Consider the following 18,377-nt stretch of genomic DNA (forward strand, 5'->3'; position numbering starts at 1 on the left):
CATATTTTGTTGGCTATCTAGAACTTTTCGAACTCATCGTCGTCCATGTCGAGGTCCAGCCCCGATGCGCCCGAAGGTGCATGCTGCTGGGGGGCGGGAGCCGGCCGGCCTTGCGGAAGCGCACCTTTCGGCTTGCTTCTGGCCACCACTTTGGACCGTTTGACAGGGGTACCCGTGTGGTCCGTCTTGAAGAACGACATGGTCTGGGCAAGCATCTGTGCCTGCGCGGACAGTTCCTCGGAAGTGGACGCCATTTCTTCTGATGAGGATGCGTTGGACTGAATCTGTTGGTCCAACTGGCCGATGGCGGTGCTGATTTCAGACACGCTCTTGTCCTGCTCCATGCAACTGGTGGCAATCTCCTGGATCAGTTCCGCAGTCTTACCGATTTGCGGGACCAGCTCCTGAAGCATGTTTCCTGCGCGGTCAGCCACGCCGATGGATGCATCGGAAAGGTCGCCGATCTCTTCCGCTGCCTGTCCACTTCGTTCAGCCAGCTTGCGTACTTCAGCGGCAACAACGGCAAATCCCTTGCCGTGTTCACCGGCTCGCGCGGCCTCAATGGCGGCGTTGAGTGCAAGCAGGTTGGTCTGTCTGGCGATTTCCTGAATGATGGTGATGCGCTCGGCAATGGAGCGCAGTGCGTCCATTGCTTCGGTAACGGCTTCACCGCTGTCCTTGGCCCCACGGGCGGCCTGAGTGGCGATGCTTTCCGTCTGTTTTGCGTTGTCGGCATTGCTGCGGACTCCGGCGCTCATTTCTTCCATGGAGGCAGACACTTGCTCGATAGCTGCGGCCTGCTCGGTAACAGACTGGGAAAGGGTTTCGGCGGATGCCGACAATTCTTCACTGCCTGCCGAGACACTCTCCGTTGCCTCATTGACGTTGGTGACAACCTTGTTCAGCTGGTCTGCCATGGAGGTAAGCGATCCGGCCAGTTGTCCCACTTCATCGTTTTGCTTCAGGTCGATGCTGGCGCGAAGATCACCACCGGACACCACGTTGGCAAACTCAATGCCTCGATGCAGCGGTCTGATGATACCTCGGGCGATGAGCCATGCCAGGAAAATACCCAGAATGATGGCTACGAGGCTGAAGACGATAACACCGGTAAGCGTTTTGTCCGCTTCGGCAAGCATCTGCTCATCGGTCATGATGTTTTGGGAAATGAGCTCAGTCGCATTGTTCAGGAGATCCTGAACCGAGCTCAGGGCGGGCATGGTGACGGTGGTGTAAACCGCCTTGGCCTCATCGTATCCCCTCTGTCGGTCATCATTGAGCTGAATGACTCCGTCAATGGCAGCAAGTGTTTCATGGGCCAGGGTGTCCGTCGTGTCACGGAAATAATCACCTGCTTCGCTGCGATTGAAATTGCCAAGGAGTTGGTTGATCTCTTTGGCTGAGTTGTGCAGCTTCTCGTGCGGCTCGTATATAGCCTTGATGGCCGCGGCAAGCTCCGGGTCGTCCTGCATTCTCTTGCGGGTATCATCGGAATAGAGCCTCTTGCCGAGTCCGCATTTGTGGGGATCGGTCTGGACACCGGTCACCGTCGCCTGAGGGTCGATGAGGGCATCTTTGATCTGTCCCATCCAGTTCAGGTGGTCGAGTTTTTTATCTCGAAGAAATCCGGCCAGTTCAACATCAGCAGGAGCATATTTTTTGCTGATGGTAACGGCTGACTGGTGGAGCGTGTTGTGGTGCTTCTCGATTTCATTCATCAAAGGTTTGATCGAGGGAACCAGCATTTCGGCATGCGAACGCTTGTCACTATAGTACCACTTACCGAACGCGCATTTGTGGGGATCTGTCTGAACGTTGAGCGTATGAACCGAACTGTCGGCCAGTAGCTCGTTGATTTTTTCAGCCCATTTGAGGTGATCAACAACTTTTTGCGTGAAATTGCCTCGCAATTTGTTGCCGTCAATTACCTCTTCAGCATCAGCCACAATGCCGTCTATGCCATAGATTGCCCATCCCCCGAGCAATGTCAGCAGCAATAGAACGGTTCCAAATCCGATGCCGAACTTAAAACACAGTTTGCAGTCTTTCCAACCCATGATCCTCTCCCCTTGAAACGCATTATGCCGCCTTAGTAAATACCCTCCCCACGAAGATACTGTTCGATTAATGAGCTATTACAGAATATTGAGCTATTATAATTATACGTGGGACTATAACGCAGCCGGCAATGGTAAACAGTACCCTACTAAAAAGTAGGGAATTTGCTCAGAAATAAAGGGATGTGTCAAGATTTGTTCGTCTGACGACTATAGACTCAGTGTATTATAAGACGGCTATCTATTGATAATTCAAGTAAGAATGTCCTGGGATGCGTTCCTGAACATTTTGAAATCACGAAGAGCTTTGGCCTGTGCAATGGTGCGTACCGCATTCAGTTCGTCAAAATTGTCCAAAAGCAGGCCGACGATATCACTGTCCAATGATCTGGACTTGGACAACGAGGTCATGACTGAACGTGCTTCCTCCGGTGTCATTCCCTCTCTGTATGGCCGATCTTCGGTAATGGCTGTGTATACATCGGCCACAGCCATGATGCGGCTTCCGAGGCTTAGCGCCTCTTCCTTCAGTCCATAGGGATACCCTTTGCCATTGAGTCGTTCGTGGTGCTGACATGCCCAGTCCGATATTTCCCCCAGGCCTGAGATGGACTTGAGGATCTGTTCTCCCACCTGGACGTGATGTTGAACATGGTTGAATTCAATGGGCTTCAGTTTGCCCGGCTTGTCGAGTAGAGAGAGGGGAAGCGCAATTTTCCCTATATCATGCAGGTTCCCGGCAAGTCGCATTCGCAGTGTTTCAGCTTCATCCATTCCGGCCAGCTTCGCCAGTTGGGTCGCGGTTTCGGCTACTCCCTGAGAGTGGGTGGCCGTGTGGCGGCTCCGGAAATCAATGACATAGGAGAATAGACGCGAAAAATCGATCAACTGTTCTTCGGGGATGTGACGGTCATTGAAGAGCCCGTCGGCCATTTCACGCATCTGGATGGTCTCGTCCCGAACGCTTTCCCAGAAGGCAGGGGAGGCCGAAACATCCATAAAGGCTTCGATGGCCTGTTCGTTATAGAAAAGAGGGGAGTAATTGCCGATGATGTCCCTGATTTTGTCTCGGGTGAATGCTCTGGCGCCTACCTTGGAGAGGATATCAACACGGTCCATGAGGTTGACGATATTGGACAGAAGCAACATCTCCGAATCCGCTTCCTCATGACGGGTTTGCAGCTCATGCCAGGGAGTGTGGTGGTTGCGGATGATCTGCGCAGCTCGAAGCAGGGCCGGGTGTCCTTTCAGGAGTCGGTACCCGGCAACAGAGTGTTCTGTGAGGTCAGCATCAAAATCGAGTGCGTTGAGATCGAGGTCCAGGGAGAATGCACCTATGTCATGAAGGAGTGCAGCGATCAACAGATCGGTGTAACTGCAACTGTCGATACCTATTTCCCGCGCCATGGGAATGCAGGAAACCGCCACGCGCCTGTGATGACCTGTAACCGTCTGGCTAACGTAATCCAGAGCCCCGGACACGCCGACGACAAGGTCGAGCAAAGAGACATTAATCATGCTAAGTAAAATTAAAGTATATAATTATGAATAGATAAACTGAGACCTCTGCACGGCAAATCCCACACTTTTACTCTTTAACTATTTGATTTATTATGCTATTATTTCTCCATCCAAAGGAGGAAGGCATGGCTATTCGGCAGAAAGGACCTCGGTTGGGTGATTACTTCCTGGGGCACCGCAGAACCAAGACCACATTTCTGGATGAGATCAACGAACTCATCGACTGGCAGCCCATCAACGCCTTTCTGTGCAAGAAGATCAGGCGCAAGGCCAACGCCGTGGGCAATCCCGCCTATCCGCCTCTGGCGATGTTCAAGATTCTGCTCTTGCAGCGTTGGTACAACCTGAGTGATCCGGGCGTGGAGCAGGCGCTGCTCGACCGGCTCTCCTTTGTCAGATTTACCGGTTTTTCCATCGAGGACGACGTGCCGGACGAGACCACCATATGCCGTTTCCGTAACGGTTTGATCCGCCTGAAGGTGCTGGACTCCTTGCTCGACATGCTTAACCGCCAGCTTGAAGGACAAGGGCTTCTTGTCCGTGAGGGAGCCGTGGTGGACGCCTCGGTAGTCGAGTCGCAGCGGCGGCCGCGCAAGGTTATCGACGTGATGCCTGAGGACCGTTCCGAGGACGCCGAAGAACAGGATGGGCCGGTGGACTGCCGGGTCAGCTATTCGGATGACGAGGAGGCGGCCTGGCTCCGCAAGAGAAATCGGGCCTATTACGGCTACAAGCTCCATGCCGCGACGGACAGTCGAGACGGGTTTCTGCTCTGTGGTCACATCACTCCCGCGAACCATTCGGACACGGGCGAATTCGAGCGGCTCGTGAATGGCGTCGGCCTTGATCCCGGCGCACGGGTTTATGCGGACAAGGGCTATTGCAGCGGGAAGAACCGGGACATTCTGTTTGATCGCGATTTGGAGGACGGAACCATGGACAAGACGCCTCGTGGCGGCAGGCTGACAGACTTCGAAAAGACCCGCAACCGTGACATCAGCAGCATTCGGCAAATAGTCGAGCGGGCCTTCGGCACACTCAAACGTGGCTACGCATTCTTTCGGTCCCGATACGTGGGTCGTGAGAAGGTGGAGGGAGAGTTCCACATCCTCGCCATGGCGTTCAATTTGAAAAAAGCTGTTCGACTGGCGCGAGCCTGAAGGGAGAGGTGCGTCCAAAATCCGGCATTTCGGCCAGAAATGGCAGGAAAAGGCCGGGAATGAGCCCAAGCTGGGGTGCGGTCAGAACATCAAATTGGGTGCGGAGCGCAAGGCACGGACGCGAAAAGGGGATGCGCAGAGGTCTCAAACTGTGTAAAACAATTGCCGCCGAGGGCAATATATAGATAAGTGCACAGAAATAGAAGTCTCATTGTTTGCGAGATGCGAATTTATAAACTGTTCATATGAGTGTCCATCCGACACGTGTGGTGCGTAGCTTTGTCAACACCTTATTCCATGCCTTTTTCCCTCTCTTGCACCCGCTCATGCCCGATGAGCGTTTTGGCAGGAACTCCATGATACCGTGTGTTCCATCCGTATCGAGGAAGGGAGAATAAAGGAGAAGCCATGGCTACGAGTATTATTGAAATCTGTAACAACGCACTGCTTGATCTTGGCGAAGATGTGATCATGTCCCTTGGCGACGGGACCAAGGCCGCAAGCCTCTGTAACCATCGTTGGGCTGCGGTACGCGATGCCGTGCTACGCGCCCATCCATGGAATTGTGCCATGAGTCAGGCGGAGCTGGCGGCCGCATCTGCCGCCCCGCTGTGGAAATGGGAGTTCCGCTACACTTTGCCGACTGACTTTCTCCGCGTGGTCCGTGTGGTCGGTCAGGACGGTTCCCCGATCACGGACTGGGAGATTCAGGGTGGAGTTGTTTTTTGTAACGAGGAGGCACCCATATTCATCAGTTATGTGCGTCGTGAGACTGACCCGAAAAAGTATGACGCACTGCTCGACGAAGCTTTGTCGGCACGGCTTGCGGCGACACTGGCGTATCCGCTTTCCGGGTCAACTTCATTGGCTCAATCCTACTGGCAGGTCTATCAGGATAAATTGGTTGAAGCCCGCGGTGTAGACTCTCGGGAAGGAGTGCCGGATTCCCTGGCTCCCACCGGGTGGCTGGGCGCAAAAACAGGGCGACGCTAATCATGGGCCTTCGGTCATTCCGAGGGCCTTTTCACTTTTTATAGGGCTTGAAGCAGGTCGTTGGTGATTTGCTCAATTCGCTTTTCTTCGACGATCTTGCCGCCATGGGTGTCTCGTACATGAAAGATGTCAGCGGCCCGACCACGGATGGTGGTGATTTTGGCCAGGTGAATGGAGACACCGTGCTTTGTCAGCACTCGCGCCATGTCAAAGAGAAAGCCGATTTTGTCCGTGGCAGCGATTTCGATGATGGAGTAGAAGTCGCTGGAATCATTGTCTACCTTGACGATGGGAGCCATCTTTGGACCTTTGCGCCCCTTAGTCAGAGGGGATTTTCTGCGGTCTTCCAATCGGGAAGCAATATCAAGCTTACCCACCAGTGCGTAGTTGATGGACCGGCTGACCCGTGCCCATACCTCATCGGCAAAGAGGTTTTCGGGTGGTTCTCCCACCGTAAATACATCCACTGCCGTGCCGTCTTTCCATGTGAACAGATCGGCGGCAAGAATATTCAGGCCATGCAGGGTCAGTGCTCCGGCGATAGTGACGAACAGGCCAGGCTGGTCCAAAGCGGCAATGGTAAGTTGGTAGGTCCCCTTTACCTTGGCCGGGCGTGCCTCAATCAGATTGACGCCTTTGCCCGCAATGCGTGATGGCTTGCGTATTCGGTCTTGGGCGACTGCCTCCCAAAGGCGCTGTACCAGTGGCAGATGCGTGGCGATGGACGTATGGTCCATGGCAAGAAATATCCGAGGCGGCATGGCGTCCAGCGCACCTTTGACGAAATCCGGATTCAAGTCCTTGCTGAGTGCCAGCACCTTCTCTCTCGCCGTTGTCAATTGACGGGCTGCTTCTGGTTTGGAAAGGGGACCATACTCCAGAAGACGACGCACCTTGTTGTACAATTCGGTAAAGAGGGAGCGAGTCCAGTTGTTCCAAGCCCGTGGTCCGGTCGCCATGGAATCGGCAACCGAAAGCAGATAAAGCATGTCGAGTCGTTCCCGTGAGACGACAAGTTCGGCCACTTCGGTTGGGACTCGTTCATCGGTCAGATCGCGTCGCGTCGCGTATTCGGGCAGCAGCAGATGGTGCTCCACCAGAAAGGCGACTTCACGGGCATCGGCTTTGCTCAGGCCGTATCGCTGCAAGGTTTCAAGGGCAATGGTCGCACCTGTGCGCGAGTGGTCGCTTTCTCCTTTGCCGAGATCATGGAAAAAGGCCCCGAGGATGGGGATGTCGAGTCGCCTCAGACCGGAAACCATCTGTGCAGACCATCTCTCCCCGGAATTGATGAATTCCGATAGCGTGCGAATGGTTTCCATGGTGTGCCTTCCGACAGGGTGCACATGGTAGTCATTGAATTGAATGAGGTGCTCGACATCGCTAAACTCGGGAAATATGGCAGGCAGAAGTCGGGTTTCCAATAACCCGGCGCAGGCAACACCGGCCTGCGGGCAGAGAAAAATGTTCACAAGGCGGTCGAGGGTTTCTCTTCTATCTATCAGTTGTCGTGCGAATCGGCCGGGGTTGTCGCGTATCAGACGCCGAGCCTGCCAAGTCAGGGGGAGACCGGTAACTGCCGAATCGTAAAAAGCATCCAGAACATCAGTGGCCGTGACGCGTTCGTGATCCTTGAATGAAATACCGCTGGCCGTGGCTTTGGCATTGGTTGCAGTGATGGCCGGGGGAGTATTCAACGGTTGGGGAAATCCTTCCTGAAACAGGGTTTCCCGCATGCTTTTTATATGCGTCATGGACTGGTGCAGTCGTGAGAGGAAGAATTCAACGCTGCGGCCAGTGGCATCGGGGGTTGCCTGTTGGGGGGCGAATCCCATCATTCGGGCCGTGGGTGGTTGCAGATCGAAATACAGACGATCGGTCTTTCGCTTGGCTGAAAGATGCAGAGCAGTCCGTGCCCTGTTCACAAAAGCCTGGTCCTCCCGAAGCCGTGACAACTCTTCCGGGAGAAAAACGGGCGGAAGCCCCATGGAATCCATAACCCGTGTAAGCCAGAAGACCTGTTGCCCATCCCGAAGCCCACCAAGCCCATTCTTCAATTCCGGTTCAAGCAGTCCTGTGGAATCCCCGTACTTTCGGGCGCGCATGAGGTTGTGCTCGCGCAGGCTGGCCGCAAAAACACGGCCTTTCTTCTGGAGCACCTTGCGATCAAAGGCTTCGCGAAATGTTTCAATTACTTCGGCATCTCCTGCCAAGGGGCGTGCGTCCAGCAGGGATGCCAGAACCTGAAAGTCTTTTTTGGCGAGGGAAAGACAATCACCTATTGTCCGAACCGAATGGCCGAGATCAAGGTTCAGGTCCCAGAGAGGGAACAGCAGATCTTTGACGAATTGTTCGGCGGCAGCAGGAATACGCCGCTTGAAGAGGAGCAGAATGTCGATGTCTGATCCCGGGCAGAGTTTGCCGCGGCCGTATCCCCCCACTGCGACAAGAGCGAAGGTGAAGTTCGGTGCGCCCGTTTCAAGGATACGTTCTTCAAAGTAGCGGTCCACAACATGTGAGTATTCCCAAGGAAATCCAGCTGTCGCCACCTGCCGTGCTCGTTCCCACAACGAGTGCCGCGCTTCTTTCAGCCGTTTTGCAGATGGGGGTAGGTACTGTTCGTTGGGCATAGATTCGGCAGGTTTGATATTGGTTTGTGTCATCTAGTGGCGGACAGAGGGATGGGGAACCCCCTGTCCGCCGACCACAAGGGAGGTCGGTTGCCGCGTGTGCGGCCAGGGGAACCCTGCTCCGGGACTCTCTAACCGGAGCAGGGAACTATTTCCCGTCGAATGCCGTTGTCTCGACGGGGTGAGGGAAGGTCCTAAATGGCTTCTTCGCCTGTTTCACCTGTTCGGATACGTACGACTTCATCAACCGGAGAAACGAATATCTTTCCGTCACCTACCTGTCCGGTCTGTGCCGCTTGTCTGGCAGCCTCAACAACTTCAGCGGCGAAATCGTCTTCAACAACCACGTCGATCTTGATTTTTGGGACGAAGTCGACCTGGTATTCGGCGCCACGATACACTTCCTTGTGTCCGCCCTGTCTGCCGAATCCTTTGACTTCGTTAACGGTCATTCCCTTGACGCCGATGCCTGCCAACGCGGTTTTCACCTCGTCGAGTTTGAACGTCCGGGTAATTATTTCTATTTTTTTCATAGTCTCATATCTCCTTGAAAGAGAGGGTGTTCGTCGGGTGGATTACCACTGGTATCCGGTTTCGCTGTGTTCGCTGATGTCCATGCCCTTATCCTGCTCATTGTTGTCAGCCTTGAGTCCGACAGTGGCGTCGACTACCTTGAAGATAACAAACGTCATGATAAAGCAGAAGGCCCAGGTCGCGACGACGGAAACAAACTGAATCCAGAGCTGGTTGGCGTTACCGGCGATAAGACCTTCGGCTCCGATGGTGGCGAATACGCCGGTTGCCAACGCACCGTAGGTACCGCCCACGCCATGGATGCCAACGACATCAAGGGCATCGTCATAGCCGAACTTGTTCTTGAGCATGATACCTGCGTAGCAGATTATACCGGCGCCGAGGCCGAGCACGATGGCCCACATGGGGGTGACGAAACCGGCAGCCGGGGTGATGGCGACCAGTCCGGCAACCGCACCGGATGCTGCGCCAAGGGTTGTTGCTTTGCCGCCATGCATCCATTCGGCGACGATCCAGGAAAGGGCGGCTGCGGCGGTTGCCATGTGTGTCGTGACAAAGGCATTGGCAGCAGCGCCGTCTGCGGCGAGGGCGGAGCCGGCATTGAAACCGAACCAGCCGAACCACAGGATGCCCGCACCAAGAATGGTCATGGGAAGATTGTGCGGGATGAATGCCGTGGTGCCGTGGCCTTTGCGTTTACCAATGAGGAGCGCGCAACACAGGGCAGCAGCGCCGGAACTCATGTGAACGACAGCTCCACCGGCGAAATCAAGGGCGCCCATTTCACCCATCCAGCCGCCGCCCCACACCCAGTGACACATGGGAGCGTAAACCAGGAGCAGCCAGAGTGCGGAAAAGACCATGAATCCACCGAATTTCATCCGTTCGGCAAAGGCACCGGAGATGAGGGCGGGGGTGATGACCGCGAACATGCACTGGAAAATCATGAAGGTCAGGTGCGGCAGGTTGTCGGCCGGGGAGTTGGTGTTGTCCATGCCCACGCCATTGAGGAATGCGAAGTCAAACCCGCCGATGAGTCCGCCGATATCGGAACCGAACGAGAGCGAGTAGCCGCATATGGCCCACAGCACGGACACCAGTCCGAGCATGATGAACGAGTGCATAATGGTGGAAAGAACGTTTTTCGAGCGGACGAGCCCGCCGTAAAACAGCGCCAACCCCGGTGTCATGAACATAACAAGGGCTGCGCAGATAAGAATGAAAGCATTGTCTACGAAATTCATTGTTTGATACCTCCGACAGCTCGTATTGCAAAACTGGGGCCAACAAAAAATGGCTAAATAAGGCGATTTTGTACAAAAAAGAATTAAATCGTATTAACAATTCTGCAAAAAAATGGAAACTTTTGATAAAAATGTAAAACTGAGAAGTTTCAGAAATGTGTGATTCCCCGTCCGGAACGGCTCAGGGGTTGAGTGTGTGAGGGAAACGTGGCAACGTTATGGTTTGGAATGATCTGTATCATTATTAGAAGGGGTGGTCGTTGTGTCACGATTTAAAAGCGCAGTTATTGTATTCGTTGTTCTTGCCGGAGCGATTGTTACTGCCGTGAGTTTTGACTACACGCATACATATGTGGAGGACCGCTTTCACGACGCCTTGAGCGAAGGGCAATACAAGATGGGGGAGCCGTTTTCTCTTGATGCCTTTCTCGAGTATTACGATTGGGATGAAGTCTGTGTCGTTATCCACGGCCAGGAGCATGATCTGGTTAACCGTGCCCGGCTGCCGTACGAGTTGCGTACAACGGACGAGGATCACTGGATGCTCGTGTTCGTCAAGTCGTACCATGTGGTTGCCGAGATTTCCGTCAGCAAGACGGAGTTGCTTCCGCCCGAAGAGCTTTCCAAGACGTGCTACGAGCGCTGGGAAGCCATTGTCGAGTTGCGTGATTTTGGTGGAACGCCCCGGATACGCTTTGTGGGCGACTAGGGCGCTCCCCATATTGGCGCTTCTCAGCAGGCTCCTCTCCTGTTATGTTTCCTCCCTCACTTTATGGAGGTATGTCGAATGGATATCACTCTCACCATCTTTTCCGATTTCTGTTGACCGTTTTGTTATGTCGGCACGGGAATTGTCGATGCACTGAAACGGGACTACCCCATCCGGGATGTTTGGGTGCCACATGAGATTCACCCTGATACACCGGAAGAAGGACGATTGATGACCGATCTTTTTTCTCAGGTCGATGTGGATGGAGTTTTGGAGGCGTGTCGGCAGCATGGGGCTAAATACGGAATTCAATTTCGCGATATGGAAATGCTGCGCAATACTCGTAAGGCGTTGGCTGCTGCGGAATTCGCCCGAGACCATGGAAAGTATGACGACTTTCATCACGCCGTGTTCAAGGCGTATTTCAACCATGGGCGTGATATCGGGAGCGTTGATACCCTCATGGATATCGCTTCTTCATGCGGTCTTGATGCAAAGGTGATGGTCACCTCTTTGGAAAGCGGTATCTATTTGGAGAGGCTCGCTGAAGGAAGTGCCAAGGCGCGTTCGATGGGCGTGAGAGCCATTCCGGCCTTCTTCATTGAAGACCAACCGGCTATCACCGGAGCGGTGGCCGAAGCACGGTTTCGTGATATCTTGGATAGGATGCTACAGGCTTGACCCTGACAGGATTGCCGAAGACCTACCGCAAATAACTACAACAAAGTACGACATGATGAGCGATTCAAATAAGCAGTCAGAAATAGTGATTTTTTTCACTGGCGGAACCATTGGGATGTCTCCCAGCGAAGGCGTCCACGGCGTTACTCCAGGTGGTAATTTTCAGCGGTTGCTCGATCAGCTTGCCCCTCAGGAATACAATGTGAGTCTGCGTCCGGTAACATGGTCGGATCAGCCCAGCCCGCACATGCGGCCCGAAGACATGTTCCGACTGGCGCGTGAGGTAGAGGCCGAACTGAAGAACGAGAACGTCGATGGAGTTGTGATCCTGCACGGTACCGATGTGCTCGCTGAGACAGCATACATGTGTGATCTCGTCATTGATTCTGACAAGCCCGTTATTCTGACCGGATCCATGCGGTACTATTCCGAGTCGGGGTATGATGGAATCCGAAATCTCATCAATGCGGTCCGGGCTTGTCTGTTACCCATTCCTCCCGGAACAGGCACATGTGTGCTCATGACCGATCGACTGTTCACGGCGCGTGATGCGGTCAAAGTCAACTCGCTTAATGTGGATGCCTTTGAATCACGCGAAGCGGGGATTGTCGGATATGTTGCGGGAGAGAATGTCATCCTGGCCGGATGCCCTTTGCACCACAAGCAGCGCCGCAAACTCAGGCCAGAATCCATCGAGAAAAATGTTGCTCTCATTACGTCATACACCGGGATGGATCGATCGCTTATCGATTATGCCAAACACGTCGGGAACAAAGGACTTGTCATAGAAGGTTTCGGTGCCGGTAATGTGCCGCCCGGTATTGTTCCGGCCATTGAAGACTGTGTCGAAAATGGTATCCCGGTTGTCCTTGCCACCCGTTGTATCGAGGGTGGGGTGTGGCCCATTTATGGATACCCCGGCGGCGGGGCTGATCTGCAGGACAAGGGAGTTATCCTGTGCGGAAGGTTGGGTGGTCCAAAGGCTCGAATCCGACTTATGTGCGCTCTTGGATTGACCTCTGACATGGATCAGATCCGTGACCTGTTTGAGGACGTTTAATCGCTTTTTGTCGTCAGTTTTTCTTGAACTGTTGGCTTTGCCTGCGCGTATATTACATGTGTAAAAGCTCCACAAAGGCCCAAGGCAGCTCTTCGCTTGGTTTTGTTGCAAGTAAAAACATCAACTAAACAAGGTGTCTGAAAGGAATATTCGTATTTTATTAAAATATTTTAAAAAAAAGCTTTACTTCGTCCTTCAAAAGGGTGACTGTCTGTCAACTCAGCGTGACTGGACGCACGATTACTTCTTCGCCCCAATTGGGCAACTAACGTTCCACGTTCGTCGAAAAGATTTACTCCCCCGTACCAGAGCCATTTAGATTATTTCCCGGTAAAGCCCGGGGTCGACCGCTGTCGCGCGCCGTCGATATTTTCCTTCTCACCCAAGGCCTTCATGACCTTTTCGACATTTTCTTTTGATAAGCGCATCGTCGCAGGTATTGACGCATGCGGATATTCCACTCCCACTCCAATTCAGAACCAAACGATTCCGCTGATTCTCAAAGGCCACGACGTTATGGGATTGGCTCAGACCGGCACAGGAAAAACCGCCGCGTTTGGCTTGCCTATACTGCAGCGTCTTGTCTCTGACAGCAACAAGCAGCGTACGCCGCGTGTTCTGATCCTGGCTCCCACACGAGAGCTGGCCCAGCAGATCAACGACAACCTCAAGTCCCTTGCCGGACAGACAGGTATTCGTAGCTCCATCGTTATCGGCGGTGTTGGTATGGGACCACAAATTAGAGCTTTCAAAAATTCCAACATCATCGTGGCTTGTCCCGGCCGTTTGGTCGGTCTCCTGAGCAATGGCTCTGTCCATCTCAAGGGAATAGACACACTGGTTCTCGATGAAGCTGACAGAATGCTTGATATGGGCTTCATGCCTGACATCAAACGTATTCTGTCCCAGTTGCCGGCCAAGAGGCAGAACCTCCTGTTCTCGGCAACCATGCCCAAGCCCATTCTTGAGCTGACCAAGCGGATTCTGGTCAATCCGAAAACTGTTCGGATCAACACGGTCTCGCCGGTCACGAGTGTGGAGCATACGTTTTACAAGACGCATACCAAGGGCAAAGGTCCTCTTTTGGAGAACTTCCTTGCTCGGGGGGAACATCAGAATGTCCTGATTTTCACCCGAACCAAGCGCAAGGCCCGGAGTCTTTCCCGCCTGCTGGAGAGCCGTGGCTACAAGTCCACCTTCCTTCAAGGCAATATGAGCCAGAATCAGCGTGATAAAGCGCTGAAAGGGTTCAGGGGAGGCCAGTTCCCGATCATGGTAGCGACAGATATCGCAGCTCGCGGTATTGATTGTGATCGCATCACCCATGTCGTGAACTATGACATGCCCGATACCCTTGAAACCTATACGCACCGTATCGGCAGAACCGGCAGAGCCGGACGCTCCGGCAGTGCTATCAGCCTGGTAACCCATGATGACGCCAGTCAGGTGCGAGCCATCTCGCGCATCATCGATGTTACCGTTAAACAAACCGAAGGATGTGACCATCGGCAGGATGCAAAGCCTACCGGTACTCGCAAACCTCGATCTTCCTCCAATTCGAGGAAACCCAATCAGCGCAGCAGGCGTCGCCCCGGACAGGGACAGCGCGCAGCAGCCTGATAATTAAGCGGATCAAGCCCATCATTGCACACGGGTGCATAGGATGTGGCCCGAATATAGTTAATGAATGCTGTTGGTTCCACTGATGACAGTGGATGCGGCAAAACGAACCCAATACTAGGAGAAAAACATGTCTAAGAACTTATACGTCGGCAATCTGGCTTGGAGCAGCACTGAAGATGAAGTACGCACCGCTTTTGAAGCATTTGGTGAAGTCACTTCTGTTAAACTTATCGAAGATCGTGAGACCGGTCGTCCCCGCGGTTTCGGCTTTGTCGAAATGAGCGACGACAATGCAGCTCTGGAAGCTGTTGAAGCTCTCGACGGTAAAGACTTCGGTGGCCGTAACATCAAGGTCAACGAAGCAAAGCCCCGCGTGGAACGTCCCCGCTGGTAGTTTTGCCGTCTGCCTTGGCAGATTTTGAGACCGCCCCTGTTTCGAGAGGGGCGGTTTTTCAATCCCTTGTGTCCGCATAAACACGTAAGGAGCGTATATGGCGAAGCCGAATTTCAAGTTCGCGAAGCGACAGAAAGAATTGGCCAAGAAGAAGAAAAAAGAAGAAAAATTAAAAAAGAAGTTAGCCAGAAAAGAGTTCGGTGTTGAGGAAGCATCACCGGAAGAGGCTGATGAGGATAGAGAGGAATAATAGCCTCTCTTTTTTTATGCCCGAAATCATTCAATTACACATCGTGTGAATAGTCAGTTCCCTTATCTCTCAATCCCCCGTCAACACCTTATTTCATCCTTTTCTCGCCCGATTCACTCCCTGTTTCGCCCTATTTCATCCCGGGCGAAAAACCGGGGTTAGTGTTTTGCAACCGGCCCGAAAGTTACGTGCGGCCTGCCCGCTGTCTGGAAACGGTTTCCATTCAGTCCGCAGATACCCGCCACGCATCGTCACTCGGATACCCGGATATGAATGCAACACCTAACCCTGAAAAGGAGAGTGACGAAATGTCCACTTCCATTGCCAATTCATTTGTCACTGAATACACCGAAATGGTGCATCAGTCGTACCAGCAGCGCGGTTCCAAACTGCGAAACACCGTTCGCCTGCAGACCGGCGTCGAAGGCTCCAAGTGCGTCTTCCAGAAGGTAGGCAAGGGGGCTGCGGGTAAGAAAACCCGTCATGGCAACGTGCCCCTGATGAACCTCAACCACTCAACTGTCTCCTGTACCTTGTCTGACTGGTATGCAGCCGAGTACGTCGACAAACTCGATGAGCTCAAGGACAAGCAGGACGAGAAGAAAGTCGCAGCCGATGCCGGTGCATGGGCGCTGGGCCGCAAGATCGACGAGTTGGTCATCGCCAAGATGAGCGGTGCCGCCAATGTCGTGGCCGAGGCAGCCTCCGGCCTGACCAAAGACAAGATTCTTCAGGCGTTTGGCACACTCAATGCCAACGACGTGGCCGATGACGGCCATCGCTTTGCAGTGGTCGGTCCGCACCAGTGGAACGAACTGCTGAATATCGAAGAGTTCAAATCCAGTGACTTCTCCGGCGAACAGTATCCCTGGCTGGCCGGAACCGAGTCCCGCACCTGGCTGGGCATCACCTGGATGTTCCACACCGGCCTTCCCCTTGATGCTGGTTCCCGTTCCTGCTTCATCTACCATCGCAATGCCATGGGCCTTGCCGAAGGACAGGAAATCAAGGCCTTTGTTGACTGGGTGCCGGAAAAGGCGGCCCATCTGGTGGATCACATGCTTAGCGCAGGCTCCTGCCTCATCGATCCTGAAGGCATCATCGAAATCAAGTGCGACGACGACGCAGTCATCGTCTAACCCCATTCATTAGCGGAAGGGGTGCGCCTCTTCGATAGGAAAAAGGAGAAAATATGGCAGGATATATCAGTGAAGACATGCGTTTGATGGGTGGCGTTCCGGGTCAGCAGTTGTTTATTTACCGATCTGACGACGACATTCTCACCATCACTGGTGTCGATTACTTCAACGAAGCGGTGGAGGATTACAATCTGGATACCGGTGATATCATCATCGCCTGTTCCGGTCCCACCAAGGCTGATGCCGTCGACCTGTTGGTCGCCTCGAACAATGCCGGGTCGGTCACTGTGACCAACGGCAGTTAATCAACCACAAACCAATCAAACAACTTCCTTTGGATACGGATACGAGGGGCGGCCATCGGGGTCGCCCCTTTTTTGCGTCAAGTGACCGAAGGCTGACGATTTGAGCTGTCTCGTAAAAGCTCCGGGCAGGTCGAGGTCTTAGAATGTAAGGCGCGTACCGGAGCCGACTTCACGAACCGGACACTGGCTTGCGAGATGGATTTTGGCAGCCAGATCCGTGCAGTGGCAGCAGTACAGTGATTCCAGATTCAGACCGGCAAGGTATGCAGCAGTGGCGTCTAACCGCTCTGTGCTCGCATCCAGCAAATGGAGCCCGCCTATTATCGAGTGGACCTTTTCCTCCCCGGTTACGCGTCGAGCATGATCCACGGTGTTGCAGATACCGGAGTGGGCGCATCCGGCAATGATCACCAACCCCTCATCCTCTACATAAGCGAGGGCGGTATCGTCGGGCAGTGTGTCGTCGCAGGAACCGCCGCCCGTGAGTCGGTGTCCTATGGGGTCAGACTGCTCAAAATCAAAAATGCGTTCAATCTGGCCGAGTGCCACGAGTTTGTCAGTCAGCCAGAGCGGTTCAGTACTATCCAAAATATCCATGTGCCGTGCAAGTTTATCCCGTGAAAGTATCATGCCGATTTCCGGTTCGTTGGAGACAGTCTTGCTGTCAAAAACCAGCGGATGGGCGAGCAAAGTGGGCCGCGAAACATCCATCTTTTGCGATATGGATTCAAAACGGTGCCTGATGAGGGCATCGAGTCCCCATGTGTGGTCAAAGTGGCCGTGAGACAGGACAATCCAGTTCAGTTTTAGCAGATCGGTGTTCATACGGCGGGCATTGATCAGGAATCCATCGGAGTATCCGGCATCAAAAAGAATGCGTGAATCTCCATCTTCTATAAGCAGGGAAAGCCCGGGTTCAGCGACAAAGTAGCTGCCGACCAGTGAATTGTTGTCGATTAGTACGGTAAGTTGCATGTGATCTCGCTTGTGTGACTGGAACTGTGAATCAAAAGTCTATAAGACGGACGGATGATATCACGCAACCCGTTAATTCCATGCCTGCTGTTGGTGCTGATTTGTCTGGTAGTGCCGGTAAAGGCCGCTGAAACCGGCAGGCTGCATTCCGTGATTGATGGCGACTCGTTGGAGGTAGTCATTGAAGGAAAGGTGGTGGAAGTCCGTCTGATCGGTATCGATGCGCCGGAATGGGGGCAGGAGTATGGGTTGGCAGCCAAATCGTTTGTTCTGCACTTCTGCCTCGGAAAAGAGCTTAAGCTAGAATACGACAAGGACCGTCGTGATCGCTACAGACGATCTCTGGCGTATGTCTATGTGGGTGGAAAAATGCTCAATGAAGCCATTGTTCGCGAGGGGTTGGCACTGGCGTTTGCCTATAAGCCGAATACGCGGCATCAGGCCCGACTGTTCCAGGCTCAAGCTGATGCGCGTGATGCGGAGCAGGGCTTTTGGCAACAGGGCGGGCTGGAACTGACACCATCTCAATGGCGAAAGAAGAATAGGCGTTGAAAAGAGGGAAAGGCCGCATATGCAGCCTTTCCCGTGGATAATATTATTGAGGTTGCTTGCCGAATCCGTCCTTGGACATGACCATACGGCCATGCAGGTTGTAGAAGGGATACCCGGCAGAGGCCCATGCCTTGAAGCCACCATCAACGTTGGTCACGTTGGTATACCCGGCGTCCAGCAGCATCTTGGTAACCAAAGCGCCTCGGGTGCCGGACTTGCAGTAGATGTAAATGGGAACATCGGGATCAGTTATCTTGGTAGGAATCACCCACTCAGCCTTGCCGCGGGGTGCCCATACGGCGTTGGCAAGATGACCGGCATCGTATTCATCCTTCCCACGCACATCAACGACTTCGAAAAACTCCTGATCTGATTCGATCTTTTTCATGAATTCCTGAACCGTGATGGTTGGTACGGATTGTTTGATGGCCGTAGTACTCAGCTTGATGTTGGCTTTGACCGCATCAATGGGCTCTGCGGCAGCGGCAACGCCACTGAAAGCGAAAAGGGCTACGATGAGTAACGACATGATACTAAGTTGTTTTTTCAT

At 53.4% G+C, this 18,377-nt stretch carries 17 protein-coding genes and 1 pseudogene; 11 read left to right on the forward strand and 7 right to left on the reverse strand.

What is annotated here, in order from left to right; all coding sequences use genetic code 11:
* Window positions 1-17: 17 nt before the first annotated feature.
* Together DPRO_RS10475 and DPRO_RS10480 are read right to left on the reverse strand one after the other, a co-directional pair.
* On the reverse strand, window positions 18-2,057 hold the full coding sequence (locus DPRO_RS10475; protein ID WP_097011988.1) for a methyl-accepting chemotaxis protein: 2,040 nt from the start codon (window positions 2,055-2,057) through the stop codon (window positions 18-20).
* 252 nt (window positions 2,058-2,309) lie between these two features.
* Entirely contained in the window at window positions 2,310-3,575 is a 1,266-nt protein-coding gene (locus DPRO_RS10480; RefSeq protein WP_097011989.1) for an HD domain-containing phosphohydrolase, read from the reverse strand.
* 95 nt (window positions 3,576-3,670) lie between these two features.
* On the opposite strand from DPRO_RS10480, the gene DPRO_RS10485 reads away from it, so the two are divergent.
* A complete protein-coding gene (locus DPRO_RS10485; protein ID WP_097010253.1) occupies window positions 3,671-4,738 on the forward strand; it encodes an IS5 family transposase in 1,068 nt (355 codons plus the stop codon).
* 408 nt (window positions 4,739-5,146) lie between these two features.
* Complete coding sequence (locus DPRO_RS10490; protein WP_097011990.1) at window positions 5,147-5,731, forward strand: hypothetical protein; 585 nt, start codon at window positions 5,147-5,149, stop codon at window positions 5,729-5,731.
* A gap of 38 nt (window positions 5,732-5,769) precedes the next feature.
* On the opposite strand, the gene glnD is transcribed toward DPRO_RS10490, so the two are convergent.
* From glnD to DPRO_RS10505, 3 genes are all read right to left on the reverse strand, one after another.
* Complete coding sequence (gene glnD, locus DPRO_RS10495) at window positions 5,770-8,394, reverse strand: [protein-PII] uridylyltransferase (RefSeq protein WP_232005553.1); 2,625 nt, start codon at window positions 8,392-8,394, stop codon at window positions 5,770-5,772.
* 161 nt (window positions 8,395-8,555) lie between these two features.
* On the reverse strand, window positions 8,556-8,894 hold the full coding sequence (locus DPRO_RS10500; RefSeq protein WP_097011991.1) for a P-II family nitrogen regulator: 339 nt from the start codon (window positions 8,892-8,894) through the stop codon (window positions 8,556-8,558).
* Window positions 8,895-8,936: 42 nt separating this feature from the next.
* Window positions 8,937-10,139: an ammonium transporter gene (locus DPRO_RS10505; RefSeq protein ID WP_097011992.1), complete on the reverse strand. Its 1,203-nt coding sequence runs from the start codon at window positions 10,137-10,139 to the stop codon at window positions 8,937-8,939.
* 262 nt (window positions 10,140-10,401) lie between these two features.
* Between DPRO_RS10505 and DPRO_RS10510 the strand changes: the two genes are divergently transcribed.
* From DPRO_RS10510 to DPRO_RS10540, 8 genes and pseudogenes are all read left to right on the forward strand, one after another.
* On the forward strand, window positions 10,402-10,848 hold the full coding sequence (locus tag DPRO_RS10510) for a hypothetical protein (RefSeq protein ID WP_097011993.1): 447 nt from the start codon (window positions 10,402-10,404) through the stop codon (window positions 10,846-10,848).
* A 129-nt stretch (window positions 10,849-10,977) separates the two neighbouring features.
* Window positions 10,978-11,529, forward strand: a pseudogene (locus tag DPRO_RS10515) (DsbA family oxidoreductase); the annotation flags it as partial.
* An 85-nt stretch (window positions 11,530-11,614) separates the two neighbouring features.
* Window positions 11,615-12,589: an asparaginase gene (locus DPRO_RS10520; protein WP_232005554.1), complete on the forward strand. Its 975-nt coding sequence runs from the start codon at window positions 11,615-11,617 to the stop codon at window positions 12,587-12,589.
* A gap of 393 nt (window positions 12,590-12,982) precedes the next feature.
* Window positions 12,983-14,209, forward strand: a complete 1,227-nt coding sequence (locus DPRO_RS10525; RefSeq protein ID WP_097011995.1) for a DEAD/DEAH box helicase — start codon at window positions 12,983-12,985, stop codon at window positions 14,207-14,209.
* Window positions 14,210-14,339: 130 nt separating this feature from the next.
* A complete protein-coding gene (locus DPRO_RS10530) occupies window positions 14,340-14,606 on the forward strand; it encodes an RNA recognition motif domain-containing protein (protein WP_097011996.1) in 267 nt (88 codons plus the stop codon).
* A gap of 97 nt (window positions 14,607-14,703) precedes the next feature.
* Window positions 14,704-14,856: a hypothetical protein gene (locus tag DPRO_RS20325; protein ID WP_173806782.1), complete on the forward strand. Its 153-nt coding sequence runs from the start codon at window positions 14,704-14,706 to the stop codon at window positions 14,854-14,856.
* Window positions 14,857-15,164: 308 nt separating this feature from the next.
* The gene (locus DPRO_RS10535) at window positions 15,165-15,995 is read left to right on the forward strand and encodes a phage capsid protein (protein WP_097011997.1); all 831 of its coding nucleotides are present in this window, start codon (window positions 15,165-15,167) and stop codon (window positions 15,993-15,995) included.
* 53 nt (window positions 15,996-16,048) lie between these two features.
* Entirely contained in the window at window positions 16,049-16,300 is a 252-nt protein-coding gene (locus DPRO_RS10540) for a hypothetical protein (RefSeq protein WP_097011998.1), read from the forward strand.
* 138 nt (window positions 16,301-16,438) lie between these two features.
* Here DPRO_RS10540 and DPRO_RS10545 read toward each other — a convergent pair whose 3' ends face one another.
* On the reverse strand, window positions 16,439-17,275 hold the full coding sequence (locus DPRO_RS10545; protein WP_097011999.1) for an MBL fold metallo-hydrolase: 837 nt from the start codon (window positions 17,273-17,275) through the stop codon (window positions 16,439-16,441).
* Between the two features lie 54 nt (window positions 17,276-17,329).
* On the opposite strand from DPRO_RS10545, the gene DPRO_RS10550 reads away from it, so the two are divergent.
* Window positions 17,330-17,827, forward strand: a complete 498-nt coding sequence (locus DPRO_RS10550; RefSeq protein ID WP_097012000.1) for a thermonuclease family protein — start codon at window positions 17,330-17,332, stop codon at window positions 17,825-17,827.
* A 43-nt stretch (window positions 17,828-17,870) separates the two neighbouring features.
* Here the strand turns inward: DPRO_RS10550 and DPRO_RS10555 are convergent, their stop codons facing one another.
* Complete coding sequence (locus tag DPRO_RS10555; RefSeq protein ID WP_097012001.1) at window positions 17,871-18,377, reverse strand: rhodanese-like domain-containing protein; 507 nt, start codon at window positions 18,375-18,377, stop codon at window positions 17,871-17,873.

Origin of the sequence: Pseudodesulfovibrio profundus (assembly GCF_900217235.1) — a bacterium.
Lineage (GTDB): Bacteria > Desulfobacterota > Desulfovibrionia > Desulfovibrionales > Desulfovibrionaceae > Pseudodesulfovibrio > Pseudodesulfovibrio profundus.